The 26,097-nt window shown below is 46.9% G+C and carries 23 protein-coding genes; 21 read left to right on the forward strand and 2 right to left on the reverse strand.

Annotation, left to right across the window (positions count from 1 at the left end):
• The first annotated feature begins 100 nt into the window (after positions 1-100).
• The 12 genes from hrcA to thiI all read left to right on the forward strand — a co-directional run bounded on the left by hrcA (position 101) and on the right by thiI (position 16,136).
• Complete coding sequence (gene hrcA / locus FYJ59_RS03695; RefSeq protein WP_022154984.1) at positions 101-1,129, forward strand: heat-inducible transcriptional repressor HrcA; 1,029 nt, start codon at positions 101-103, stop codon at positions 1,127-1,129.
• Between the two features lie 25 nt (positions 1,130-1,154).
• Positions 1,155-1,748: a nucleotide exchange factor GrpE gene (grpE, locus tag FYJ59_RS03700; protein WP_022154983.1), complete on the forward strand. Its 594-nt coding sequence runs from the start codon at positions 1,155-1,157 to the stop codon at positions 1,746-1,748.
• 73 nt (positions 1,749-1,821) lie between these two features.
• Entirely contained in the window at positions 1,822-3,702 is a 1,881-nt protein-coding gene (gene dnaK / locus FYJ59_RS03705) for a molecular chaperone DnaK (RefSeq protein ID WP_148448982.1), read from the forward strand.
• 138 nt (positions 3,703-3,840) lie between these two features.
• On the forward strand, positions 3,841-5,022 hold the full coding sequence (gene dnaJ / locus FYJ59_RS03710) for a molecular chaperone DnaJ (protein WP_154495322.1): 1,182 nt from the start codon (positions 3,841-3,843) through the stop codon (positions 5,020-5,022).
• Positions 5,023-5,187: 165 nt separating this feature from the next.
• Positions 5,188-6,768 carry an O-antigen ligase family protein gene (locus FYJ59_RS03715; protein WP_154495324.1) on the forward strand — a complete coding sequence of 527 codons (1,581 nt, stop codon included), beginning with the start codon at positions 5,188-5,190 and terminating at the stop codon, positions 6,766-6,768.
• Entirely contained in the window at positions 6,765-8,990 is a 2,226-nt protein-coding gene (locus tag FYJ59_RS03720; protein ID WP_154495326.1) for a YhgE/Pip domain-containing protein, read from the forward strand. The genes FYJ59_RS03715 and FYJ59_RS03720 overlap by 4 nt, the downstream gene beginning before the upstream one ends.
• Positions 8,991-9,202: 212 nt before the next feature.
• On the forward strand, positions 9,203-9,655 hold the full coding sequence (locus FYJ59_RS03725; protein WP_147365376.1) for a hypothetical protein: 453 nt from the start codon (positions 9,203-9,205) through the stop codon (positions 9,653-9,655).
• 1 nt (position 9,656) lies between these two features.
• Positions 9,657-11,786, forward strand: coding sequence for a YhgE/Pip domain-containing protein (locus FYJ59_RS03730; RefSeq protein ID WP_154495328.1), 2,130 nt, complete (start codon positions 9,657-9,659; stop codon positions 11,784-11,786).
• Between the two features lie 70 nt (positions 11,787-11,856).
• Positions 11,857-12,843 (forward strand): 50S ribosomal protein L11 methyltransferase, encoded by a 987-nt coding sequence (gene prmA / locus FYJ59_RS03735; protein WP_022152851.1) that lies wholly within the window; start codon positions 11,857-11,859, stop codon positions 12,841-12,843.
• A 21-nt stretch (positions 12,844-12,864) separates the two neighbouring features.
• Positions 12,865-13,611: a 16S rRNA (uracil(1498)-N(3))-methyltransferase gene (locus FYJ59_RS03740; RefSeq protein WP_154495330.1), complete on the forward strand. Its 747-nt coding sequence runs from the start codon at positions 12,865-12,867 to the stop codon at positions 13,609-13,611.
• 154 nt (positions 13,612-13,765) lie between these two features.
• The gene (locus FYJ59_RS03745) at positions 13,766-14,935 is read left to right on the forward strand and encodes a cysteine desulfurase family protein (RefSeq protein WP_154495332.1); all 1,170 of its coding nucleotides are present in this window, start codon (positions 13,766-13,768) and stop codon (positions 14,933-14,935) included.
• A gap of 19 nt (positions 14,936-14,954) precedes the next feature.
• Positions 14,955-16,136 carry a tRNA uracil 4-sulfurtransferase ThiI gene (gene thiI / locus FYJ59_RS03750; protein WP_328597199.1) on the forward strand — a complete coding sequence of 394 codons (1,182 nt, stop codon included), beginning with the start codon at positions 14,955-14,957 and terminating at the stop codon, positions 16,134-16,136.
• A gap of 151 nt (positions 16,137-16,287) precedes the next feature.
• On the opposite strand, the gene FYJ59_RS03755 is transcribed toward thiI, so the two are convergent.
• Positions 16,288-16,518, reverse strand: coding sequence for an HPr family phosphocarrier protein (locus tag FYJ59_RS03755; protein WP_022152847.1), 231 nt, complete (start codon positions 16,516-16,518; stop codon positions 16,288-16,290).
• Positions 16,519-16,620: 102 nt separating this feature from the next.
• Here FYJ59_RS03755 and FYJ59_RS03760 point away from each other — a divergent pair, with 102 nt between their 5' ends.
• The 9 genes from FYJ59_RS03760 (at position 16,621) to FYJ59_RS03800 (ending at position 24,595) form a co-directional block, all read left to right on the forward strand.
• Positions 16,621-18,084: a MiaB/RimO family radical SAM methylthiotransferase gene (locus FYJ59_RS03760; RefSeq protein ID WP_154495334.1), complete on the forward strand. Its 1,464-nt coding sequence runs from the start codon at positions 16,621-16,623 to the stop codon at positions 18,082-18,084.
• Between the two features lie 120 nt (positions 18,085-18,204).
• Positions 18,205-18,468: an IreB family regulatory phosphoprotein gene (locus FYJ59_RS03765; RefSeq protein ID WP_022152845.1), complete on the forward strand. Its 264-nt coding sequence runs from the start codon at positions 18,205-18,207 to the stop codon at positions 18,466-18,468.
• A gap of 23 nt (positions 18,469-18,491) precedes the next feature.
• The gene (ruvX, locus tag FYJ59_RS03770; protein ID WP_118692321.1) at positions 18,492-18,935 is read left to right on the forward strand and encodes a Holliday junction resolvase RuvX; all 444 of its coding nucleotides are present in this window, start codon (positions 18,492-18,494) and stop codon (positions 18,933-18,935) included.
• A 5-nt stretch (positions 18,936-18,940) separates the two neighbouring features.
• Complete coding sequence (locus FYJ59_RS03775; protein WP_118551822.1) at positions 18,941-19,195, forward strand: DUF1292 domain-containing protein; 255 nt, start codon at positions 18,941-18,943, stop codon at positions 19,193-19,195.
• Between the two features lie 346 nt (positions 19,196-19,541).
• A complete protein-coding gene (locus FYJ59_RS03780) occupies positions 19,542-21,218 on the forward strand; it encodes a ribonuclease J (protein WP_154495336.1) in 1,677 nt (558 codons plus the stop codon).
• Positions 21,219-21,249: 31 nt separating this feature from the next.
• Positions 21,250-21,585: a YlbF family regulator gene (locus FYJ59_RS03785; RefSeq protein ID WP_154495337.1), complete on the forward strand. Its 336-nt coding sequence runs from the start codon at positions 21,250-21,252 to the stop codon at positions 21,583-21,585.
• A 15-nt stretch (positions 21,586-21,600) separates the two neighbouring features.
• Positions 21,601-22,053 carry an endolytic transglycosylase MltG gene (locus FYJ59_RS03790; RefSeq protein ID WP_154495339.1) on the forward strand — a complete coding sequence of 151 codons (453 nt, stop codon included), beginning with the start codon at positions 21,601-21,603 and terminating at the stop codon, positions 22,051-22,053.
• 27 nt (positions 22,054-22,080) lie between these two features.
• Positions 22,081-22,743: an O-methyltransferase gene (locus tag FYJ59_RS03795; protein ID WP_154495341.1), complete on the forward strand. Its 663-nt coding sequence runs from the start codon at positions 22,081-22,083 to the stop codon at positions 22,741-22,743.
• A gap of 1 nt (position 22,744) precedes the next feature.
• Positions 22,745-24,595: a hypothetical protein gene (locus FYJ59_RS03800; protein ID WP_154495343.1), complete on the forward strand. Its 1,851-nt coding sequence runs from the start codon at positions 22,745-22,747 to the stop codon at positions 24,593-24,595.
• Here the strand turns inward: FYJ59_RS03800 and FYJ59_RS03805 are convergent.
• A complete protein-coding gene (locus tag FYJ59_RS03805; RefSeq protein ID WP_154495345.1) occupies positions 24,527-26,089 on the reverse strand; it encodes an ArnT family glycosyltransferase in 1,563 nt (520 codons plus the stop codon). The genes FYJ59_RS03800 and FYJ59_RS03805 overlap by 69 nt on opposite strands.
• Positions 26,090-26,097 lie beyond the last annotated feature (8 nt).

Below are 26,097 nucleotides of genomic sequence, written 5' to 3' on the forward strand. Positions count from 1 at the left end.
AAAATCAGTTGACAATAATATCCTGTAGTGATATTTTAGGGTAAGAAGATGTTAGCACTCCTTTTAGACGAGTGCTAATAATCCCAAAGGGAGTGCTGGAATGCAATTGGATGACAGAAAAAGAATTATATTGCAAGCCATTATCCGGAACTACTTGGAAACGGGAGAGCCGGTAGGCAGCAGGACCATTTCGAAATATACGGATCTGAATCTAAGTTCGGCAACCATTCGGAATGAGATGTCAGATCTGGAGGAGATGGGTTATATTATACAGCCCCACACTTCCGCAGGAAGAATTCCTTCCGATAAGGGATATCGCTTCTATGTGGATACCATGATGGCGACCAGAGAGCAGGAAGTCAATGAGATGAAGGATATGCTCTTAGAGAGACAGGATAAGCTGGAGAACCTGTTAAAACAGGTAGTCAAGACCCTGGCTCAGAACACACAGTATGCCACCATGATCAGTGCTCCGCAGGTACATCATAACAAGGTGAAGTTCATCCAGCTGTCCCGGGTAGATGCCGGACAGATTTTGGCAGTCATCGTTGCCGAAGGCAATGTGATCAAGAACAATATCCTGGCAGTGGATCGGGAACTGGATGATGAGACGCTTTTGAAGCTGAATATCCTGCTGAACACACACCTCAATGGTTTGTCCATGGAGGAGATCAATTTGGGAATGATCGCAGCGATGAAACAGCAGGCCGGAATCCACAGTGAGATCGTCAGTGAGGTGATCGATGCCGTGGCAGATGCCATCAAGGCAGACGAAGATCTGGAGATCTACACCAGCGGCGCGAACAACATTTTCCGGTATCCGGAGCTGGCAGATCAGTCCAAGGCAAGTGAACTGATCAATGCTTTCGAGGAGAAGCAGCAGTTAGGCGGTCTGATCCAGGAATCCCTGGCAGACGAGGGCAGCACAGGTATCCAGGTGTACATCGGAGACGAGACACCGGTGCAGGGTATGAAGGACTGCAGTGTTGTGACCGCTACTTATGAATTAGGCGAAGGCATGAAGGGAACCATAGGAATCATAGGTCCCAAGAGAATGGATTATGACAAGGTCATCGGAACGCTGCGGACGGTGCAGAACCAGTTGGATGACCTTTACCGCAAAGAATAGACAGATTCCAGAAAGGAAAGTAAGAATGGCAGATCAGGAAAAAGAAATATTAGAGGAAGAAATGGAACAGGATCTTTCGGATGCCGAAGAACTGAAGGAAGAAGAGACAGAAGATGAGGAGCCTGTGAGCAAGGAAGACAAAAAGGCAGCAAAGAAGCAGGCAAAGCTGAACAAAAAGGAAGATTCCTACAAGGAGAAGATCGATCAGCTGGAAGACAGAGTAAAGCGTCAGATGGCAGAGTTCGAGAACTTCCGTAAGAGAACCGATAAAGAGAAACAGGCGATGTTCGATACCGGTGCCAAGAGTGTGATCGAGAAGATCCTTCCGGTAGTAGATAATTTTGAAAGAGGTCTGGCAACGGTTCCCGAGGAATCCAAAGAAGATCCTTTTGTAGACGGTATGAACCGTATCTACAAACAGCTGATGACAGAGCTTGAGAATATCGGTGTAAAACCCATCGAGGCAGTCGGACAGGAATTCGACCCGAACCTTCACAACGCAGTGATGCAGGTGGAGAGCGATGAGTATGAATCCGGTGTGGTAGCCCAGGAACTTCAGAAGGGCTACACATATCATGACATGGTCGTAAGACACAGCATGGTAGGCGTTGTTCAATAATTTGATTATCACATATTTTTGAAAATAGAAACTATAAAATGAAAACAGAGAGTAAAAACAGGAGGAAAATATTATGAGTAAGATTATTGGTATTGACTTAGGTACAACCAACAGCTGTGTAGCTGTTATGGAAGGTGGTAAACCCACCGTTATCGCAAATACAGAAGGCGCAAGAACCACACCCTCTGTTGTAGCATTTACCAAGACCGGTGAGAGACTGGTCGGTGAGCCTGCAAAGCGTCAGGCAGTTACTAACGCAGAGAAGACCATCTCTTCTATTAAGAGAGATATGGGTACCGATCGTGGCCGTACCATCGACGGCAAAAAGTACTCTCCTCAGCAGATCTCCGCAATGATCCTGCAGAAGCTGAAAGCAGATGCAGAGAGCTATCTGGGTGAGAAGGTTACCGAGGCAGTTATCACAGTTCCCGCATACTTCAATGATGCTCAGCGTCAGGCTACCAAGGATGCCGGTAAGATCGCAGGTCTGGATGTAAAGCGTATCATCAACGAGCCTACCGCAGCAGCACTTGCTTATGGTCTGGACAATGAAAAAGAGCAGAAGATCATGGTATACGACCTTGGTGGTGGTACCTTCGATGTATCTATCATCGAGATCGGTGACGGTGTCATCGAAGTACTGGCTACCAACGGTGATACACACCTTGGCGGTGATGATTTCGATAACAAGATCATTCAGTGGATGCTGGATGAATTCAAGAAGGCAGAAGGCGTAGATCTGTCCGGTGATAAGATGGCTATGCAGAGACTGAAGGAAGCAGCTGAGAAGGCTAAGAAAGAGCTGTCCAGTGCAATGACCACCAACATCAATCTGCCTTTCATTACCGCAACCGCAGAAGGACCTAAGCACTTTGATATGAACTTAACCCGTGCTAAGTTCGATGAACTGACCAGAGATCTGGTTGACAAGACCGCTATCCCCGTACAGAACGCTATGAAGGATGCAGGCCTGAATTATTCTGATCTGGGTCAGGTACTGTTAGTAGGTGGTTCCACACGTATCCCTGCTGTACAGGATAAGGTAAGAGCATTGACCGGTAAAGAGCCCAGCAAGTCTTTGAATCCTGATGAGTGCGTAGCAATCGGTGCTTCTATCCAGGGTGGTAAGCTTGCCGGTGATGCAGGTGCCGGTGATATTCTGTTACTGGATGTAACTCCTCTGTCTCTGTCCATCGAGACCATGGGTGGTGTTGCTACCAGACTGATCGAGAGAAATACAACCATTCCTACCAAGAAGAGCCAGATCTTCTCTACCGCTGCTGATAATCAGACCGCAGTAGATATCAACGTAGTACAGGGTGAGCGTCAGTTCGCCAAGGATAATAAGTCCCTCGGACAGTTCCGTCTGGACGGTATTGCTCCCGCTCCCAGAGGAATCCCTCAGATCGAGGTTACCTTCGATATCGATGCCAATGGTATTGTAAATGTATCCGCTAAGGATCTGGGTACCGGCAAGGAGCAACACATCACTATTACCGCTGGCTCCAACATGTCCGATTCCGATATCGAGAAGGCTGTCAAGGAAGCAGCTGAATTCGAAGCACAGGATAAGAAGCGTAAGGAAGCTATCGAGGCAAGAAACGAAGCAGACTCTTTCGTATTCCAGACCGAGAAGGCTCTGAACGAAGTAGGTGACAAGGTACCCGAGAGTGACAAGACTCAGGTACAGGCTGATCTGGAAGCTGTTAAGGCAATCCTGGAGAGAACCAAGGATCAGGAAATGAGCGACAGCGATGTAGATGAACTGAAGGCTGCAAAAGAGAAACTGACCCAGAGTGCACAGTCCGTATTCACCAAGATGTATGAGCAGGCTGCACAGGCACAGCAGGGAGCTCAGGGCGCAGGTCCTGACATGAATGCACAGGCCGGCGGCAGCAATGCAGGTTCTTCGGCAGATGATGATGTCATCGACGGAGATTTCAGAGAAGTATAAATAACTTCACAAACAGAGCAATCCGTGATATAACAGTAGATGCTGTGTAACAGTGATTGTGATAACAGGCGGCACAGGGTATGCGAAAGCGTGCCCTGTGCATAACCGTCTTAAGATTTATGTGATAGAGGTGCAGAAATGGCAGAGCAAAAGAGAGACTATTACGAGGTCCTCGGTGTAGATAAGAATGCAGATGATGCTGCAATCAAAAAAGCATATCGTGTACTGGCGAAAAAATACCATCCCGACATGAACCCCGGAGACAAGGAGGCAGAACAGAAGTTTAAAGAAGCTTCCGAGGCTTATGCCGTGCTGAGTGATCCCGAGAAGAGACGCCAGTATGATCAGTATGGTCATGCGGCATTTGACGGTGGTGCAGGCGGAGCCGGTGGATTTGACTTTAACGGTGCAGATTTTGGAGACATCTTCGGAGATATTTTCGGAGATATTTTTGGTGGCGGAAGAAGCAGAGGTGCCAGAAATAACGGACCTATGAAGGGCGCCAATATCCGCACCAGCGTGCATATTACATTTGAAGAAGCTGTTTTTGGCTGCAAGAAAGAAATTGACCTGACGGTAAAAGAGACCTGTAAGACCTGTAACGGCTCCGGCGCAAAGCCGGGTACCAGCCCCGAGACCTGTTCCAAGTGCGGTGGTAAGGGTCAGGTTGTATTTACCCAGCAGTCATTCTTTGGTACGGTACGTAATGTACAGACCTGTCCTGACTGTCAGGGAACCGGTAAGGTGATCAGGGAGAAGTGTCCGGATTGTCGTGGTACCGGATACATTCCGATGAAGAAGCGTTATGCAGTAGATATCCCTGCAGGTATTGACAACGGACAGTCCACCCGTATGCCGGGACTGGGTGAGCCGGGTGTTAACGGCGGCCCCAGAGGCGATGTGCTGGTAGAGGTAATTGTCGGTCGTCATCCGATCTTCCAAAGACAGGAATTCGATATCTTCTCTACCGTTCCCATCTCTTTTGCAGTGGCTGCACTGGGCGGGGAAGTACTGATCGACACCGTAGACGGTAAGGTGGTCTATGATGTGAAGGCAGGAACGCAGACAGATACCAAGATCCGTCTGCGTGGCAAGGGTGTTCCTTCCTGGAGAAATAAGGATGTCCGCGGTGACCACTATGTAACACTGGTGGTAGAGACACCCGATAAATTAAAACCGGAGGCTAAGGAACTGCTGAAGCAGTTCGATGCACTGACCGGAGATTCCCTGAATGCAGTGAAAAATGCAACCGAAGCAGGAGAAAACGGATCTAAGGAGAAAGACTCCAAGGATGGCAAGAAAAAGAAGTTTTGGAAATAGTTAAGTACCACCCGGATGACTTTACTGTCCCGGGTGGTATTTTTTGCTTTGAAATTAATATACAAATTCACCATTTTGTAAAGAGCGAATGGTTTGACAGAATAAGGAGAAACGCATACAATTCAAGTAGTTATACAGGCTGTGGCACAAAGGAGACGGGCAGGAATGGAGAATCGGCGAGAGGAATTTCTGAAAACAGTATGTCAGATCTATATGGCTGCCGTTCTGGTCGTGTTGCCGCTGTACTATATTCCCGGAAATGGATATTACAAATTGGGCGATAGCAAATATTATTTATATCGCAATATCTCTCTGATCTGTATGGGGATTTGTCTGGCGGTACAGATCATCGCTGTGGTAAGAAGCTGCCGGATGGAAAACAGCAGTAGTTCCGGTATGTATATGAGAAAAAACGGGGGAAAAATAATCAGATGGTGCAGAGAGCATAGTGTTGTGACGGCCGTCTGCTTATATGGATTTTGCGCATTATTGTCTGCCATCTGTAGTTCTTACGGAAGGACCGCCTGGGTCGGAGAATGGGAATGGTACATGGGCGCTGTCACCATCTGCCTGATGGTAGGCGGATTTCTGATGGCAGCGGATTATAGCGGACAATGCATCCGGATTTTATATCTGGGAGAAGCAGCGTCTGTCATAGTGGCACTCATAGGATTGCTCCAAAAACTGGGTTATGATCCTCTGGGACTGCTGAAGGGCTATGTGGTAGGGGACTGGGAATATACACATATGCTCAGTACTTTGGGAAATAATAACTGGCTCAGCGGGTATTACAGTGTGATGCTTCCTCTGTCACTGTCACTTTTTTGTAAGGCTGCGGAAGAGGGGAGAAGAGCTGCTTCCATTTTGCTTGGAGGCGGTAATGTCCTTGTGGTGATGATGTTGTTTTTACAGGGAAGTGACGGCGGTGTGATGGTGGCATGTGTAACACTGTGGATATGTTTTTGGAGCAGTCGTAAAAAAAACGGACTTTGGGAGCCGTTGCTTGTCCTGTTGTCCGGAGCCTGCGTTGGAATGTTATTGTGGGGAAAGGTGATGCAATCCCTGGGAACCTATGATATTTTATTACAGGATGGTATTGCAAGAAAAATGGCAGTATGGCAGGGATGGTTTCTGCTTGCAGTAGTGTGTCTGTTATTCTGCGGGATACATTATGCTCTTCCGGAAAAGAAAAAGAGGGCGCTACAGATCGGAGCACTGTGCGGCAGTCTGTTGTTGGCTGCGGGTGTGATAATATGGTATATTTTGAAACTGCAGGGCAGCGATTTTGTGGAATGGGGCAATCGCCGGGGAATGTTATGGCAGATGGCATGGCAGGGTTTCTGCCGGGGAGATCTTAAGCAGAAGCTGCTGGGGGCCGGACCGGATTGCTTTGCAGCTTATTTGGAACAGGTGTTACCGGGAGGCACGGTACTATTTGATAAAGGCTATTTTGCCGGTTCGATTTTTACGAATGCACACAATGAATGGCTTACCACGTTGATCAACCTGGGGGTGCTGGGAACTACTGCTTATGCAGCCGTATTTCTTACCGCATTGCGGAAATACCGCAGAAATTCCATGGCGATCATGCTGCTTTTTACTTATGGAATGCATTCTTTGATCAGCTTTCAGCAGGTATTGAATACCCCTTTCTTTTTTCTGTTGCTGGGGGTATGCGAAGCTGAACAGCGCATGAATCAGCAATATAATACAGATACACATGAGGAGTCTATAGAAGTCGGATGAAAAATATATGGAAAATTTTCACAAAAGATGTCAAACAATTAGTGAAACAGCCTTTTGCACTGATCATAATTATTGGGTTGTGCGTGATCCCATCACTGTATGCCTGGTTTAATATTTTTGCCAACTGGGATCCTTATGCCAATACCGGTGGGATTCCCGTAGCAGTGGTGTCATTGGATCAGGACTACACGTTAAAGGATGGTTCCGTGGTAAATATGGGAGAATCCGTTCTGGAGAGTCTGCATTCTAATACCAGCGTAAAATGGATTTTTCCGGACACAGAGGAAGAAGCAGAAGAGGGTGTGGAAGCAGGAAAATATTATGCTGCTATTGTGATCACCGATAAGTTTACATACAGTATGTATAATGCATTTTCGGATGATTTCGAGAATCCGGCGCTGATCTATTATCAGAATCAAAAGAGCAATGCCATTGCTACGAAGATCACGGATACGGTAGCGGGAACGTTACAGAACACCATTAACGAGACATTTATTAAAGTGGCAGCCACTACCATTTTTGAAGAGAGCAATTCCGTATCGGCGCAGGTGCAGGGTGGCAGTTACGTGGATGAATTCCGCGCGGATCTCGCAGAACTTAACGACAATCTGAAAGAATACAGCGCGATGATCGACTCTTTCCGCGCGGGAAATACCCGACTGGAAGCTGCGATCACCCATGTAAATTATGAAATTCCGGCAATGCAGAAGAAACTGGATGCGACGACTGCCAGCCTGAACCAGAGCAGTCAGAATCTGTCTTCGACCCGGGACACGCTGGCTGATTTCAGCAATAATATTGATACTTCCATGGCGAATATCAACAATTCCCTGGAAAATATGAAAAAGACGCTGGATGCCAGTAAACTGGCGGATGATACGGCGCAGATGACCAAAGATCTGAACAAAGTGGCGAGGGATACCAATACCCTGAACGGACAGGTGAATGATCTGCTGGCAGTACTGTTGCAGCAGAAATTACAGGGCAGCGTCTCCGGAGGGGATGCTTCTGTCTCCGGAGGCAACGCAGGTGCCGGCGGCAATGGAGGAAGTGCGGCTTCTGACGCGGCCATTGAGGCACTGAAGGCAATGCAGAAGGAACTGGATATGATGAACACCGTGGTGGGCAGTGTGCTGGAAGCTACGGATGAGCAGGCGGCGGAGAAGGCAAAAGTCAATGTCAACAATGCCATGAATAACCTGAAGAGCGTTATCGACAGCTGCGAAAATAATGTAAGCAATATGCAGGGCATTTATAAAAATAACCTGGTACCGCAGATGCAGAGAGTGCTGACCAATATGACAGATTCCCTGAATCAGGTGACCGGACTGGTAAATACTCTGAGTAACACGGTGAAAAATGTGGGTGTGGTCATGGAAGGCGTAGGTGACGCAGTGGACGGCACCAGTGAAAGCCTTGGCCAGATTCAGAGCGTGGTAGACAGCATCAGCGACAAACTGACAGACCTGACGGAACAGCTGGAGGGTGCTTCCGAAGAAGAAATGATGGATATTCTGGTGCGTTTCCTGGGCGGTGACCCGGATAGCCTGGGAGCTTATTTTGCATCTCCGGTGACCATGGAGACTGTTGCCATGTATCCTGTGGCCACCTACGGATCCGCTATGACTCCGTTTTATTCTACACTGGCCATCTGGGTAGGGTCTACGATACTGGTGGCACTGGTGAAAGTAAAAGCTTCTCCGAAAGGATTGGAAAATGCACAGAGTTATCAGTTGTATTTCGGCAGATATCTGCTGTTTTTCCTGCTGGCACAGATTCAGGCAGCTATTATCGTAGCGGGAGATCTGTGGCTGTTGAAGGTCAATATTGTGGAGCCGGCATTGTTTTTCCTGGCGGCAAGCTTTACGGCAACTGCATTTTCCCTGTTGATCTATTCGCTGACACTGGCATTCGGAGATGTGGGTAAGGCTGTCTGCGTCATTGTCATGGTATTGCAGATCGCGGGATCCAGCGGCACGTTCCCGATTGAACTGTTGCCGGATACTTATCAGAAAATATATATCTTTTTCCCATTCCCCTATGCCATTACGGCAATGCGTGAGGCGCTGGCGGGAATGTACGGAACGGCCTATATGGAAGCATTGGCAAAGCTGATCCTGTTTATGCTGGAGGGCCTGCTGATCGGCCTGGTGATCCGGATCCCTTTCGTCAAACTGAATCACTTTGTGGAAGAGAGAATGGAAGACACGGAACTCATGTGATGCCTATTCGGAGCCATGTAAACATTGCATAATATTCGTCGAATGGTAGCATTCGTAAGAAGATTTTGCAATGTTTATAGGGCGAGGTAACTTCATGAGCAAAAGGAAAGCTCCGCAGGAGCGGTTTTGCGAATGAAGTACCGAATAGGCAGAAAGTAAGGCAGAAAGTAAGGCAGAAAATAAGACAGAAAGTAGGACAGAAAGGAAATTTCATGGAAAGAGACTACGAAGAGATTTTTCAGAAGGTGTTGGACTATGAGCAGACCCTTCATGAAAAAAACAGAAAAAGAATCAAGATCGGTCTGAAGTGCATCTGGATCGTGCCCCTGTTTTTCCTGGCATTGTTGTTCCTGACCGGCAGCAATAAAGTGATCTTTCTGATCCTGTGGATCGTGTCACTGTTCGCCCTGTCGATCTATCTGATCGTTGTGGAATATATGGATCATAACTTGCAGGAAAAGATAATGGAACTAAAGGGGGAAGAGGGAACGATCGAAGCAGTAACCCCTGCGGATTTTGACAGAGCGGCACAGATCATTCGCAAGACCCGGGAAATGATCGGTGAGGGACTGAACTCCCCGGCGGAGACACAGGCAGAAATGAAAGAGAAAAAAGACGAAGCAGAAGAAATAAAAGAAACAGAAGACGGGGAGGAAGGCGAGTAATATGCGTAACATCTGGAAAATATTTACCACCGATATCCGTCGGATCAGCAATAATGTGGTGGCAGTTGTTATTATTATGGGACTGAGTATTCTCCCGGCACTGTATGCATGGTTCAATATTTTCTCCAACTGGGATCCCTATGAACCTGCAGCTACCAGTCAGCTGAAGGTGGCGGTGGCTTCCGATGATGCCGGAGCGGAGATCATGGGACTTTCCCTGAATGTAGGAGACAGTGTGCTGGAGGCTTTGGGGGCCAATACCACCATCGGGTGGGTATTCCCGGGGACTACCGAAGAAGCCCTGGAAGGAGTTAAGAACAGTGATTACTATGCGGCATTGATCATTCCGGAGAACTTCACACAGGAGATGTTGGGATTCCTGGACGGAGAAGTGGATCATCCTACCATTTACTATTATGAAAACGAGAAAAAGAACGGTATCGCACCCAAGATTACCGGAAAAGCGAAAAATGCCGTGCAGGAGCAGGTGAATGCCACATTTGTCAGCACCGTGGCAGAAGCTGCCATGAAAGCCGGAAATGCACTGTCCATGGCGAATGCAAGCGGACAGGTCAGTGTGACAGGTTCACTGGATTCCGTAAAGGCACAGCTGCAGGATTATGTGGTAATGCTGCAGTCCTTCCAGAGTATTATGAGTTCTGCGGAGATGATCATGGCCACCAGCCGGAATATGCTTCCGGATATGGACAATGTACTGGAGAACGGACGAAATACCATGATCGGTATGCAGACCATGATCAATTCCAGCGTAGATGCAGTGGATGTTATGGGCGATATGGTGAGCAGCAGTATGGATATGGTGACGGAAGCGTTACAGTATCTGTCTGTGTTCTCGGATGGGTTGCTGGATCAGATGGGCAGTAACAATATCGGAAGTACTACCGATACCGGACTGGGAATGGCGATCGGTCTGGTACAGGGAATGCAGGCCAACATGGATGTGCTGGGAAGCCTGGTCACCGGACAGGATGCGCAGATTCAGGCGATCAAGCAGTCTCTGAAAAATATCGAGGCGGATTTAAAACAGCTGCAGAACAGCAAGGGTCAGGTAGACACGGATGTGAATACGCTGCGGGCACAGATCCGGGAACAGATTCAGATCTGCAATAAGCAGCTGAACAACCTGATGAATGATTACAATAATAATGTCAGACCTTCTTTCCGGAATACCGGGAAATCCATGCAGCAGGCATTTTTAAATGCCGCGGCTATGATGAACGGAACGAATGTGAATATGGATGAGATCTCGGATATTCTGGGAGAATATGAGCAGACCATCCGGGAAGGCAATTTAAGCCTGCAGGATTCCCTGACAATTGCACAGGAACTGCTGGACAAGGTAAGTAAAATAGCGGATAATATAAAACGGATCACCGGAGCGGATTCTTATGAAGATATTCTGAAAGCCATGGCCAGCGATCCAACTTCCGTGGCGGAATTCGTATCATCACCGGTGAAGCTTCAGACGGTACCGGTCTATCCGGTGGAGCACTACGGCTCCGCGGCATCGCCGTTTTACACGATCCTGGCGATCTGGGTGGGAGCGCTGTTTTTAGTGGCTATCATCCATGTGGGTGTGAAACCCATTGATCCCGGAGATCATTACAAAGAGTATGAAAGATACTTTGGCAGATATCTGCTGTTTTTCCTCATCGGACAGGCACAGACACTGCTGACGATCCTGGGCAATCTCTACTACATTGAGATCCAGTGCCAGCATAAATTTCTATACTGGCTGGCAGCAGCTGTGGCAAGTGCGGCGTTCAGCTGTTTTATGTATTCCGTGACGTTTGCTTTCGGCAATGTGGGAGAGGCACTGGCCATCGTGGTCATGGTCATTCAGGTAGCGGGAAGCGGAGGAACCTTCCCCATTGAGGCGCTGCCGAAGGTGTTTCAGTGGATCTATCCTTTCCTGCCGTTCCAGTTTGGCATGAAAGCGTTTAAAGAATGTATTGCAGGAATGTACGGTGTGGATTACTGGATCAATGTGGGCAAAATGGTACTGTTCCTGATCATCGCATTATTACTGGGACTGGCACTGGAACCGCCATTCCGCAAATTGAACCACAGGATCGAGAAGAGCAAGGAAAAGACAGGGCTGATGATATAGAGTGCGATAGCACGAATTTGTGAGCCGCAAGTAACGAATTAAAATAACCAAAACAGAAAGGAATCACAATATGAAGTGGGTGAAATTCAGAATAAAGACCGTGACAGATGCGGAAGATATTATTATCAGTACCCTGTATGATCTGGGACTGGAGGGTGCACAGATCGAGGACAAGGTGCCTCTGACTGCGATGGAGAAGGAGCAGATGTTCGTGGACATCCTGCCGGACGGACCGGAGGATGATGGCATTGCATACTTAAGCTTTTTCGTAGAGGAAAAAGAAGACGGCAGTCTGGAAGTAGCTGGTGAGAAGACTACCACCGAAGCAGTGCTTGCCGATGTGAAGCAGGAACTGGAAGATTTACGTCAGTTTATGGATATTGGAGAAGGTTCCGTCGTCGTGGATGAGACGGAGGACATTGACTGGATCAATAACTGGAAGCAGTATTTCCATCAGTTCTATATTGATGACATCCTGGTCATCCCTTCCTGGGAAAATATCAAGCCTGAGGATACCGATAAAATGGTGCTCCATATCGATCCCGGCACGGCGTTCGGTACCGGGATGCATGAGACTACACAGCTGTGTATCCGTCAGCTGCGCAAGTTCATTACCCCAGAGACGGAGCTTCTGGACGTAGGAACCGGCAGTGGTATTCTGGCAATTTTATCTCTGATGTTTGGCGCAAAACATGCTGTGGGAACTGACCTGGATATCTGTGCGGTGGAAGCTGTGGCACAGAACTGTGAAGTGAACGGCATTGATCCGGCACAATTCGACATGATGATCGGCAACATCATTACCGATAAAGAAGTACAGGACAAAGTGGGTTATGAGTGCTATGATATCGTGGTAGCCAATATTTTGGCAGATGTGCTGGTGCCACTGACTCCCGTGATCGTACATCAATTGAAAAAGGGCGGTATCTACATTACCTCCGGAATTATTGATGACAAGGAGCAGACTGTGGTGGAGGCAGTGAAGGCAGCAGGCCTGGAAGTACTGGAAGTCACTTATCAGGGAGAATGGGTCAGTGTGACCGCAAGGAAGAACTAGAAGTCGGAAGCGGGAGTGTTTATGTATCAGTTTTTTGTAGAACCGGAGCAGATCGATGTGGCGGGAAAAAGCGTCATCATCCGGGGGAACGATGTGAATCATATCAAAAATGTACTGCGGATGCGTCCCGGTGAGGAAGTGGCGGTCAGCAACGGAATCGACGGCAGGGAATACCGTTGCGGGATCCTGGCGTTGGAGGAAGACTGTGTTCGTCTGGAACTACGTTTTATCAAGGAAGATGGTGTGGAGCTTCCCGCAAAGATCTACCTGTTCCAGGGGCTGCCCAAGGCGGATAAAATGGAACTCATTATTCAAAAAGCAGTGGAACTGGGAGCTTTTCAGGTGATTCCAGTAGCAATGAAACGCTGCGTGGTGAAATTGGATGAGAAAAAAGCGGACAGCAAAATAAAGCGCTGGCAGGGAATTGCGGAAGCAGCCGCCAAGCAGAGCAAACGAGGTGTGATCCCGACGGTGGCACCTGTAATGAGCTATGCACAGGCAGTGAAAATGGCATCAGAAATGGATCTGAAGCTGGTGCCATACGAACTGGCAGAGGGGATGGAACAGACGAAACAGCTGATCGAAAGTGTAAAGCCGGGTCAGCGGATCGCTATTTTCATCGGTCCGGAAGGCGGCTTTGATCCGGAGGAGATCCGGACCGCCACAGAGGCCGGAATCCAACCCATTACGCTGGGCAAGAGGATTCTTCGTACAGAGACAGCCGGATTTACGACTATCGCATGGCTGATGTATCAGTTGGAAAATTAGCGGATGGGCGGCACAGAGTATCTGCTTTTGGCATATTTTAATCATAAGAAGAATATAGTAACTATTCAGAGTAAACGGAAAGTTTTGAAAGAGCGATCCGGCGAATGGACTTTGAGTAGCTGCTACACAGATAGATAGCAAGGAGAAGAAGAGAATGGAAGTCTATTTGGACAATTCCGCTACGACCAGAACTTTTCCGGAAGTAGCCGAATTGATGACAAAGATCATGTGTGAAGATTACGGAAATCCCTCCAGCCTGCATATGAAGGGAGTGGAGGCAGAGAAATACCTCCGTTATGCCAAGGAGACTCTGGCGAGGATACTGAAGGTGGAGGAGAGAGAACTTTTATTTACTTCCGGGGGAACAGAATCCGATAATATGGCGTTGATCGGCTGCGCCTTGGCGAATTGCCGTAGAGGCAATCATCTGATCACGACGCAAATCGAACATCCCGCTATCCTGCAGACTATGCGTTATCTGGAGAGCCAGGGGTATCGCGTCACTTATCTGCCGGTGGATCCCTGCGGACGTATCCGGCTGGAAGACTTAAGGAAAGCTATGACGCCGGAGACCATTCTGGTATCTATCATGCACACGAATAACGAGATCGGAGCCCTGCAGCCCATTGAGGAAGCCGGAGCTCTGATCAAACAGATGAACCCGGATACGCTGTTCCATGTGGATGCGGTACAGGGATTCGGCAAATCCAGGATCTATCCGAAAAAGATGCACATCGACCTATTGTCGGTCAGCGGACACAAGATCCATGGACCGAAGGGTGTCGGACTTTTATATGTGGGAGACAAGGTCAAGATCCAACCCATTGTATTCGGAGGCGGACAGCAGCAGAATCTTCGTTCCGGTACGGAAAATGTACCGGGGATTGCAGGACTTGCAAAAGCAGCGGAAATGCTGTACAGTCGTTTCGATGAGGATCATGCGAGACTCTGTGCCTGCAAGAGACGATTTATCGAGGGCGTAAGAGAACTGGATCAGGTGACGGTCAACGGACTTCTGCCGGATGCACCGTACGGTGAGGGAACGGCGGCACACATTGTCAGCGTATCTTTTGCCGGCGTCAGAAGTGAAGTGCTCCTGCATGCACTGGAGGACAAGGGAATCTATGTATCGGCGGGAAGTGCCTGCTCCGCACACAAACCGCAGCCTTCCGCTGCACTGAAAGCCATCGGTGTCGACAAATCCCTGCTGGATTCCACCATAAGATTCAGCTTTTCCGTATTTACCACGGAAGAAGAGATTGACGTATGCTTACGGGCATTGTACAATATAGTACCTATGTTACGCAGATACAGCCGTAGATAAAACAAGAAAGGAAAAGAACGTGTTTACATCATTTTTGATAAAATATGCCGAGATCGGCATTAAGGGAAAAAACCGTTATCTGTTCGAGGATGCTCTGGTACGCCAGATCAAATACGCACTGAAAAAATGTGAAGGAGAATTCCTGGTACACAAGACGCAGGGACGTATCTTCGTGGATGCAGAGTCGGGATTCGACTATGATGAAGTGGTAGCGCACCTGCAGAGAGTCTTCGGCATTTCCGGGATCTGTCCGGTGGTGCACGTACAGGATGAGGGCTTCGAGAAGCTGTGTGAGACCGTGATCGACTACATTGCAAAGGTATATCCCGACTGTAACCAGACGTTCAAGGTGGCAGCGAGACGTGCCCGGAAAAATTACCCCAAGGATTCCATGACCATCAACATGGATATGGGAGAAGCTATCCTGAAGGCTTATCCCAATATGAAGGTGGATGTACATCATCCCGATATCATGCTGAACATTGAGATCCGTGAAGAAATCTATATTTATTCCGTGATCCTGCCCGGTCCCGGAGGAATGCCCGTAGGTACCGGCGGCAAGGGAATGCTGCTTCTCTCCGGAGGTATTGATTCTCCTGTGGCCGGTTATATGATCGCCAAGAGAGGCGTCAAGATCGATGCGGTATATTTCCATGCACCGCCTTACACCAGCGAGCGTGCGAAGCAGAAAGTAGTGGATCTGGCGAAGATCGTTGCCCGTTATACCGGACCGATCTACCTGCATGTGATCAACTTTACCGATATTCAGTTATATATCTATGAGAAATGTCCGCATGAGGAACTGACCATCATCATGCGCCGTTATATGATGCGGATCGCGGAACAGATCGCGAAAGAGACGGAGTGCCTGGGCCTGATCACCGGTGAGAGCATCGGACAGGTGGCATCCCAGACTATGAATTCCCTGATCGCTACCAATGAAGTATGTGAACTACCGGTATACCGTCCTCTGATCGGGTTTGACAAGCAGGAGATCGTAGAAGTATCCGAGAAGATCGGCACTTACGAGACTTCCATTCTGCCTTATGAAGATTGTTGTACCATCTTCGTGGCAAAACATCCCGTGACGAAGCCGAATGTAAAGGTGATCCGCAGACATGAACATAATCTGGATGAGAAGATTGACGAACTGGTGAAGACCGCATTAGAGACCAAAGAACTGATCATTGCGGAAGCATAAGTGCGAATGCAGAGTAACTATTCAGAACCGGGGAAACAGAGGTACTGAATAGTTACTTTTTTGGAATGGCATATAAAAAACACCTCAAGAGGATTGCGTCTCTCAAGGTGTTCTCTGTTTTACTATGTATTCGGACTTCCGAATCGGTAACTTATACCAGATAAGGCTTTAATACTTCCAGAACCTCATCAGCGCCATCCTCTGCATGGATGTTCAGGTCGATAGGCTTGGAAAGATCCAAACTGAAGATACCCATGATGGACTTTGCATCAATTACGTATCTGCCGGATACAAGATCGAAATCATAATCGAACTTAGTAATATCGTTTACGAAAGATTTTACCTTATCAATAGAATTTAAAGAAATCTGAACTGTCTTCATGTTGACTACCTCCTTAATGTGTGTCATACCTTCTGACTTCATATTAATGGCTGAACGACCAAAAGTCAAGACGAAAACAATACAAAAAAAGTGAGGAATCCTATGAAAAGTGTAGCATTACACAACCTTGGATGTAAGGTTAATTCCTATGAAATAGAAGTAATGCAACAAATGTTACAAGAAAAAGGTTATACTATTGTACCATTTGATGAAATCGCGGATATTTACATTGTAAATACCTGCACAGTTACCAATATTGCAGACCGGAAAAGCCGTCAGATGCTTCATCGTGCGAAGCAGAAAAATCCGGCGGCACTGGTAGTGGCAGTGGGTTGCTATGTGCAGACCGGAAGGGAAGATGTGGAGCAGGATCCCTGCATTGATCTGGCGATCGGCAACAACCGCAAGAAGGATCTGGCATCCATTCTTGAGGAATATTTACGGGATCTGGAACAGGAAGATGCGGTGGCGGAGAATGCAGAAAATGCCGGACATGGTGTGGACAAGACTCTGCATGACACTACTGTCATAGATATTAACCATACCGCAGAATACGAAGAAATGACTCTGAAACAGACGGCGGAGCACACCCGTGCCTATATTAAAATTCAGGATGGATGCAATCAGTTCTGCTCTTACTGTGTCATCCCCTATGCCAGGGGCAGAGTCCGCAGCCGCAGGGCGGAAGATATCATCCGGGAGATCACCGGTATGGCGAAGAACGGTTACAGGGAGATCGTACTGACAGGTATCCATATCAGTTCTTATGGCATTGATTTCGATGAGGAAGCCTGGAAGCGGGGAGAAAGTGTCTCCGTATTAAAAGAAGACGAGGAGAGAAGAGATTATTCCGGCAGCAGCAAGCTGATCGATCTGCTGGAACGGATCCATGATATTGAAGGTATTGAGCGGATCCGCATCGGTTCCCTGGAACCCCGCATCGTCACAGAGGAGACCGCAGCAAGAATGGCGGCACTGCCGAAGCTGTGTCCACATTTTCATCTGTCCTTACAGAGCGGCTGTGATGCGACACTGCGCCGTATGAACCGTAAGTACACTTCCGAAGAATATGCGGAAAGCGTAGCACTGCTCCGCAAGGTGTTTGATCATCCTGCCATTACTACGGATGTCATCGTGGGATTCCCTGGGGAGACCGAGGAAGAGTTTGCGCAGACAAAGGAATTTTTAGACCGGATTCAATTCTTCGAGATGCATATTTTCAAGTATTCCAAGCGGGCAGGCACCAGAGCGGCCGTGATGTCTCACCAGGTGCCGGATCCCGTGAAAACCATAAGAAGCGGAGAACTTCTGGCTATGGAGAAAGAGCAGTCGAAGCGATTCCGGGCGCATTATCTGGGCAGGGAAGCGGAGGTGCTGCTGGAGGAGATAAAGGAGCTGGACGGAGTGGAATATCTACTGGGACATACAAGAGATTATGTGAAAGTAGCGGTTCCCCTGGCAGAGAACGGCGAAAAAGCGGTGACCAATACCGTAGTGCGCGGCACGGTGGAAGGATTTGTAAATGATGAGATCCTGTTGTTATCACCCCTTGAATTTTCAAATTAAATGCGGTAATATAAGGCATAACGGAAAATTTGCAACTATTCAGAGCTGCACAGCAGCGGTTTTGCGAATGGGGCTCTGAATAGTTACAGAAATTGCATTAATGCAGAATAAGAGGATCGTATGCAGGACTTAGGAAATACACAATACTTCAAGGTAGAGACAGAACCTGAGACCGGCGTAAAGCTGGTGCTCTCTACCGTATATGAGGCACTGACAGAGAAGGGATATAACCCTGTGAATCAGATCGTTGGTTATATTATGAGTGGAGACCCCACTTATATTACCAGTCACAAAAATGCCCGCAGCCTCATCATGAAGGTAGAGCGTGACGAACTGGTGGAAGAACTGCTCACGGAGTATATCAGGACAAAACACTGGAAATAATTACAGTTATCAGGAGGACCCACATGCGTATCATGGGTTTGGATTTCGGCTCACGTACCGTGGGCGTGGCAATCAGTGACAGTCTGCTGTTGACAGCGCAGGGTGTGGAGATCATTCGCCGCAAAGAAGAAAATAAATTACGACAGACGCTGGCCCGGATCGAGGAACTGATCGTGGAGAACGAAGTGGAAGAGATCGTTCTGGGACTTCCCAAGAACATGAACGATACCGAGGGTGTCCGCGTGGAACTGACCAAAGAGTTCAAGGAGAAGCTGGAACGCAGGACCGGTCTGCCTGTATATTTCTGGGATGAGAGACTGACTACCGTAGCTGCGGACAAGGCAATGATGGAAGCGGGAATCCGTCGCGAGAACCGCAAGGATTACGTGGATATGATCGCAGCAACCCTGATCCTGCAGGGATATCTGGATCGCAGGAACAATGAGAAGAAAAAGGAATCAGAATGAGTAAATTGGAAAAGATCACATTTCGCCCGGAGGGCGAAGAACCTGTAGAATTTTATGTACTGGAACAGACCAGAATCGGTGGACACAATTACATCCTGGTAACCGATGTGGAAGAGGGAGACGGAGATGCCCTGATCCTGAAGGATATGTCTCAGGATGGTGAAGAAGAGAGCATTTATGATGTAGTCTCCGATGATGAAGAACTGGAAGCGGTATCCGGAGTATTTGCGGATATGCTGGAGGACATTGATTTAATTTAATTTTAGATAAATACAGGCGGTCCTGCGAGAAGGACGGTCTTATATTTATATATGATTTGTATGATTGGCAGAGAGGGATATTGGAGGCTTTGCCGATTTCGACATATAATGGATTTTATGCCAAAAGTGACAGGGAATACACGAAGGGCATGAGAAAAAACCGTTATTTTGATGAAATCGTAAGATCTGGGATATCTGATTTTCACGGGAGTTTTCGAGAAGAGAGCCGTGAAAACGGGAGGTAAATCACAGGTCTTTCTTTGCAAAGCATAACAATCCATTCTAACGCCTGGATACATACACTAAGAACAGTTGTATAGACGTATAGAATTTGGAGGTAAATTCGTTGAAAAAGAAAAAAGAGAATAGTAACGCTTCAGGCCTGAAGATCATTCCTTTGGGCGGTCTGGAGCAGATCGGTATGAACATTACTGCCTTCCAGTATGAGGACAGTATTATTGTGGTGGACTGTGGACTGTCTTTCCCTGCGGATGATATGCTGGGAATCGATCTGGTCATTCCCGATGTAACATATCTGAAGGATAATATCGATAAGGTAAAGGGATTTGTCATCACTCATGGACATGAGGATCATATCGGAGCACTGCCCTATGTGCTGCGTGATATCAATGTGCCCATCTACGCAACCCGTCTGACCATGGGGATCATTGAGAACAAGCTGACAGAGCATAATCTCATGAAGAAGACCAAACGCAAAGTGGTGAAGTTCGGTCAGTCCATCAATCTGGGTGATTTCCGTGTGGAATTCATCAAGACGAATCACAGCATCGTAGATGCCGCAGCACTGGCAATTTATTCCCCTGCCGGTATCGTGGTACACACCGGAGACTTCAAGGTAGACTATACTCCGGTCTATGGAGATGCCATTGATTTACAGCGTTTTGCCGAGATCGGTAAAAAGGGTGTACTGGCACTGATGTGCGATTCCACCAATGCCGAGCGTCCCGGTTTTACCCCTTCCGAGAAGACCGTAGGTAAGACGTTTGATACCTTATTTGAAGAACATAAAAATACCAGAATTTTTGTGGCGACTTTCGCATCCAATGTGGATCGTGTACAGCAGATCATCAACACAGCCTATAAATTTGGCCGTAAAGTAGCTGTGGAAGGCCGCAGTATGGTGAATATTCTGGATACCGCCATCAAGCTGGAGTGCATTAATATTCCCGAAAACACTCTGGTGGATCTGGATCAGATGAAAAATTATCCCGATGAACAGCAGGTGATCATCACCACCGGAAGCCAGGGCGAGAGTATGGCAGCCCTGTCCCGTATGGCCAACAACATGCACCGCAAGATCACCATCGGCGCGGGAGATACGGTTATTTTCTCCTCCAACCCGATCCCGGGAAATGAGAAGTCGGTTACCAAGATCATCAATGAATTGCTTCGCAAGGGCGCAGATGTTATTTTTCAGGATGCCCATGTATCCGGACACGCCTGTCAGGAAGAGATCAAGCTGATCTACACGCTGATCCATCCGAAGTATGCGGTGCCAGTGCATGGTGAATATAAACACCTGAAAGCACAGGCAAAGATCGCAGAGAGCCTTGGTATCAGCAAGGACAATATTTTCATCCTCTCTTCCGGAGATGTACTGGAAGTCAGCGAGGAACAGGCGAAAGTTGCCGGAAGGGTACCCGTCGGTGCGATCCTGGTAGACGGACTGGGTGTCGGTGATGTAGGAAATGTGGTCCTCAGAGATAGACAGCACCTGGCAGAAGATGGTATTATGATCGTGGTTATGAGTCTGGATAGGGCCAGTGGTGAGCTGGTAGCCGGTCCCGATATCGTATCCAGAGGTTTTGTATATGTGAAGGAATCCGATGAACTGATCGAGGAAGCACGCCGCACTGTGGATGATGCACTGCAGGCATGCCTGGATAAGGGAATCACGGATTGGGGCAAACTGAAGACTACTACCAAGGATGTCCTCGGTGATTATGTATGGAAGAAGACCAAGAGACGTCCCATGATCCTTCCGATCATTATGGAAGTGTAATATTAGCGATTGCTGGAAAGGTCGTAAGCAGATGAAGATTACAGCGGACGAAAATGTGAACGAGGCAGTGAAACAACTGGTCGGCGCAATCCGGAACACGGATGCCTATCTGGAATATCAGAGGCAATTGGCGCGTGTCAAAGAGCAGCCGGAGCTGAAACGGCAGATCGATGATTTCCGGACCAGAAACTTTGAACTGCAGACCAGTAAGGACACCAATTTTGACAAGATTGATCAGTTCACCAGAGAGAATGAAGCGTTCCGTGAGAATCCGCTGGTATCTGATTTTCTTGCTGCGGAATTGGCTTTCTGCCGTATGATGCAGGAGATCGGACTCTATGTCACCGATCAGATGAAGTTCGAGTAAGAAAGGGCATAAGATATGAAGACAGCAAATTTGGCGGGTGCCGTATTGGGTACGATCTTAAAAGTAGTATTTGTGGTGGTTGTAGTATATCTGATCTACACGGGAGCATCCACCTGCTATGACTACGGTTATCGTATTTTCACAGAACCGGCGGTCTCTGCCGGAGAGGGACGTAAGATCACAGTAACCCTGACCTCGGACATGTCCGCAACGGAGATCGGTACGGTCATGCAGGAAAAGGGACTGGTACGAGACGGCAGACTGTTCGCATTACAGTATCTGTTATCTGAGTATAAAAAGGATTGGAACCCCGGAACTTATGAACTGAGTACTGCTATGACCGCAGAGGAAATGATGGAAGTCATGGCTGGACAGACGGAAAGTACGGAAGAAGAATCCGTTGAGACCATAGATAACGGCAGCGCACTGACCGGCGAGACACAACCGCTGGAAACCGTTGCACAATAAAAACGGACAATAGAAACGGGGAGTATTATGATCATAGACGAGAGAATGTCCGCATTTATCGATTCTCTGGACAGCGGGAATCCCGCATGGCTGAATGAAATTGAAAAATATGCGCTGGACACGCAGGTTCCGATCATACGCAGATCTATGCAAAGCCTGTTAAAATTTCTACTGACATACACAAAGCCGAAGAGCATCCTGGAAGTCGGGACTGCTATCGGCTTTTCTGCGTTACTTATGAGTGAATATGCGCCGGCGGATTGCCATATCACAACCATAGAAAAATATGAAAAACGAATCCCCATAGCCAGAGAAAATTTTGATAAATATGGAAGAGAAGACAAAATCACTCTTTTGGAAGGCGATGCCACAGAGATACTGAAAGAATTGGACGGTACTTACGATGTGATCTTCATGGATGCGGCCAAGGGACAATATATTAATTTCCTGCCGGATATCCTGAGACTTCTGTCTCCGGGTGGTCTGCTGATCTCGGATAATGTATTGCAGGACGGAGATATCATAGAATCCCGATTTGCGGTCACCAGGCGCAACCGTACGATCCATGCGAGAATGCGGGAATATTTATACGAATTAAAACATCATCCCGAACTGGAGACAGTGATTCTGCCCGTGGGGGATGGCGTGACGCTGAGCACGAAAGTAGTAAGGAATGAGGAGAACAGGTAAGATGAAAAGTGTGCAAAAAAAAATTGTCGGACTATTGAAAGTGCTGGCTATGATTGTGGCGGGAGTATTGTTGGGAGCAATACTTATTACGCTTGTGTACTGCATTCCCGTAAATCAGACAAATGCCCAAAAATCCATAGACTCTTTGGAAGGAGAAGGATGGTATCCTTCTGCAACACAACTGAAAAGCTCTCTGGATACCTATTTCCACAGTTATTTACCGGGAGTACTTGATGGCGCTACGGATGGATTGATGCTTGCAAAGGCAACGAGGCAGATAGAAGGGAATCCCTTATGGGAAGCCATGAATATGGAGGGGTACACCTATTATTGGCATGGGTATGTGGTGATTCTGAGAGTACTGTTACTTTTTATGGATTACGAGCAATTCAGATTTCTCAACTGTATATTGCAATTAATGATGATGTTTTTCGTTGCACACTTTATATGGGAGAAAAAGGGGCAGAGATATGCGCTGGCGTTACTGACTTCATATTTTCTTATGATGCCTATGGCTATGTTTTTATCATTGCAGTTCAGCTGGATTTTTTATATAGCAATGGCGTTGTCTCTTTTAATATGCTACCGACATACATGGTTTACCGAAAAAAGGATTCCATATATTTTTGTAATTGCCGGTATGCTGACAAGTTTTTTAGATTTGCTGACCTATCCGCTTTATACATGGGCATTTCCTTTATTTTTACTGATCCTGCTGTCTGAGGATGGTCAGAAGGCTTTAAATTACGTGAAAACAGTCTTTGTGTCCGGACTGTGCTGGATTCTTGGATATGCGGGAATGTGGTTTGGCAAGTGGGCATTGGCAGGATGGATCGTGCACAGAAATGTGATACAGGAAGCCTGGAAAGAAGTGCTGTTCCGTAGTGGATCTGAAGAGTCATTGAATCTCATTGCGCGTCTGGAGGCACTGTATGATAATTGGAAACATTACGAATATCCTTTATATACAGCACTGCTTGCCATTTGGTTGACATGGTTTATTTATAAGAGCCTGAACGGAAAAACGCAAATAGTACGGCAGGAAAAGAATGGTGCGTATTTACTGATTACTTTATCTTCGTTTGTATGGTATTTTGTGTTGGCAAATCATACCCTGGGACATCACTTTTTTACATATCGTATCTGGGGGGTGGCAATTACAGGCATTTTATTCCTGCTCTGCGGAAGCATTACCACATGTAAAGATAATTGCAGTGGGAGGGATCGAATCTATACATTTTGCAAGTGGGGGATTCTTTGTATTCTTGCTGTCATGTTGACGTTAACGGCAAGAGAAGATGTCAGTGTCCTGAACGGAAACGTAGAATATCAGGAGATAGAACTGCCAAAAGGAGAACAAATAGAGGAAGAATTCCTTCCATCTTTTCCACGTGTGAAAAACTTTGCTATGGGAATTCGCACGGAATCAGTCAAGGGACAGTGTATTATTGAAATACGCGATGATGAAAAGACATTATATGAACTAAACTGGAAATTAGCGGAATTAGCGGACACCGAATACGTGCAAGTTCCTGTTGATTGGAATTTCAAGAGAGACAGTAACTATAGAATTGTGATACATTTGGAAGAAAATGAAGGACCTGTGTATCTTCGTTTTACGAAAGACAATGTGAATCCTATGCTGGAATTGGGGGTAGCGAAAATCGGTGGAGATATTATATCCGGGCAGCTTACATCAGGCATTGTATACTCTTATCGACCATTGTCAAAGTATACACTGTTATTCCTGACAATAAGCTGGCTGGGGCTTCTGACAGCATTATCATTCGAAGTAGAACAAATAGTAATGTGGGTATTCCACCGTCTGAAAAGAAATACCGGAAAAACTTAATTTTTCAAGAAATTCTCTATTCTCTTTACGGACAAGATAGGCATTGGATGAATCTACGGGAGTTTTGTAATATATCCAGAATTTATAACTGTGAGAGCCTTTTATGTAGTGATCATCATCTCGCGTAGCGGGATCGGCTGGGTAATAAAAGTAGTAGAATTCACTCATACCGGTACAGTCCAGATAGAGTGTTGTAAATTTAGCATGAGTCTTGACGTAGTCAACAGCTTCGTTGATAGGTACGTTATAAAGAGAATTCGGATATTGATCCGCAAGGGTATAAATTCGGAAATAGTAATTCATGAAAGAAGCCGTCCAGAGAAGATAGCTGCAGGCAAGAACTGTAGCAAACGGCTTGCGATAAACGGATAGAAAGTTGTAAACAAGAGCAATGCCACTTATCCAGAAATAAAGGTAACAAATGAAAAAACTGTTGGCACGGTAGACATATTGTGTACCGGTAAGCCCTATGGTAATTAATCCACTGATGTAAAAGAAAAGATATAAGCTAGCAGGATGAAAAGTTTTCTTTACAACAGAGATGACTACCCGGTAAACAGAATACACCATTCCCAACACGATAAAGGGAATGGAGACGGGATAAAGAGTGTAGAACTTATCTACTGCATCCTGAGGATAAAAACTGTGGGTTAATGTGATTTTTATGATATCAGTCACGTTTTCCCAGAAACTGGATGAGGCTACGTCTTTCATGCGATCGGAAGCAATTGGGGAGATGACAAAACCCAGAAAATGGATCGGTTCCCATTGAAACAGCAGAGAGCAGGCAAAAAGAATCACGGGAATTGCCGTAATACAAACCGTAATAGCAAATAAGATCGCTCTTGGAAAAGTTATCTTACGTGTATACAACAGATATAAAGTAATCAGAACCAGAAAAATCGGAACCATAAAATAACTCAGAGCATAAGAATACATGGTAAATCCAAAAGAAATACCACAAAAAATTAAAAAAGGAAGTTTGTTGGTCTGAATGTATTTCAGCAAAAACAGCAGGGAGACAGCGCAACAGCACAACATCAGATTGCAGTCCAGCGCGAACCTTCCGGACATAATGTAATAAGGACAAAAAGCAAGAAAACATGCGGCGGCAATAGTGAATTTCCTGTCATGGAAAATCAGAGAGATGCTTTTTACGCCGACACCCCAGAGAAGCAGACTGGCAATCACTGCTGGAAGTCTGGTAAGCCATAGGGAGACATTTCCGCAGCCGATTGTTTTGATCAGAAGGACAAGCAGGTAGGTATATAGAGGGCTTTGACCGCCTTCGAAATTTTGCGCGTAAAAAGGATGTACATTCAGATAGCGATCCGTTCCGTAGTGAGCCAGACACCATGCATTGTAGCCCAGACCGGCTTCGTCAATATGAAGGATATCGGGAAGCTGCGCCAGTTTGTAAACCCTTAATAATATTGTACAGAGGAACATCAGACCCAGGATGAAATAGTAGCTATATTTTTTAGAAATTTTCATTGTTGTTT

Source organism: Waltera intestinalis (assembly GCF_009695995.1).
GTDB classification, from domain to species: domain Bacteria; phylum Bacillota; class Clostridia; order Lachnospirales; family Lachnospiraceae; genus Acetatifactor; species Acetatifactor intestinalis.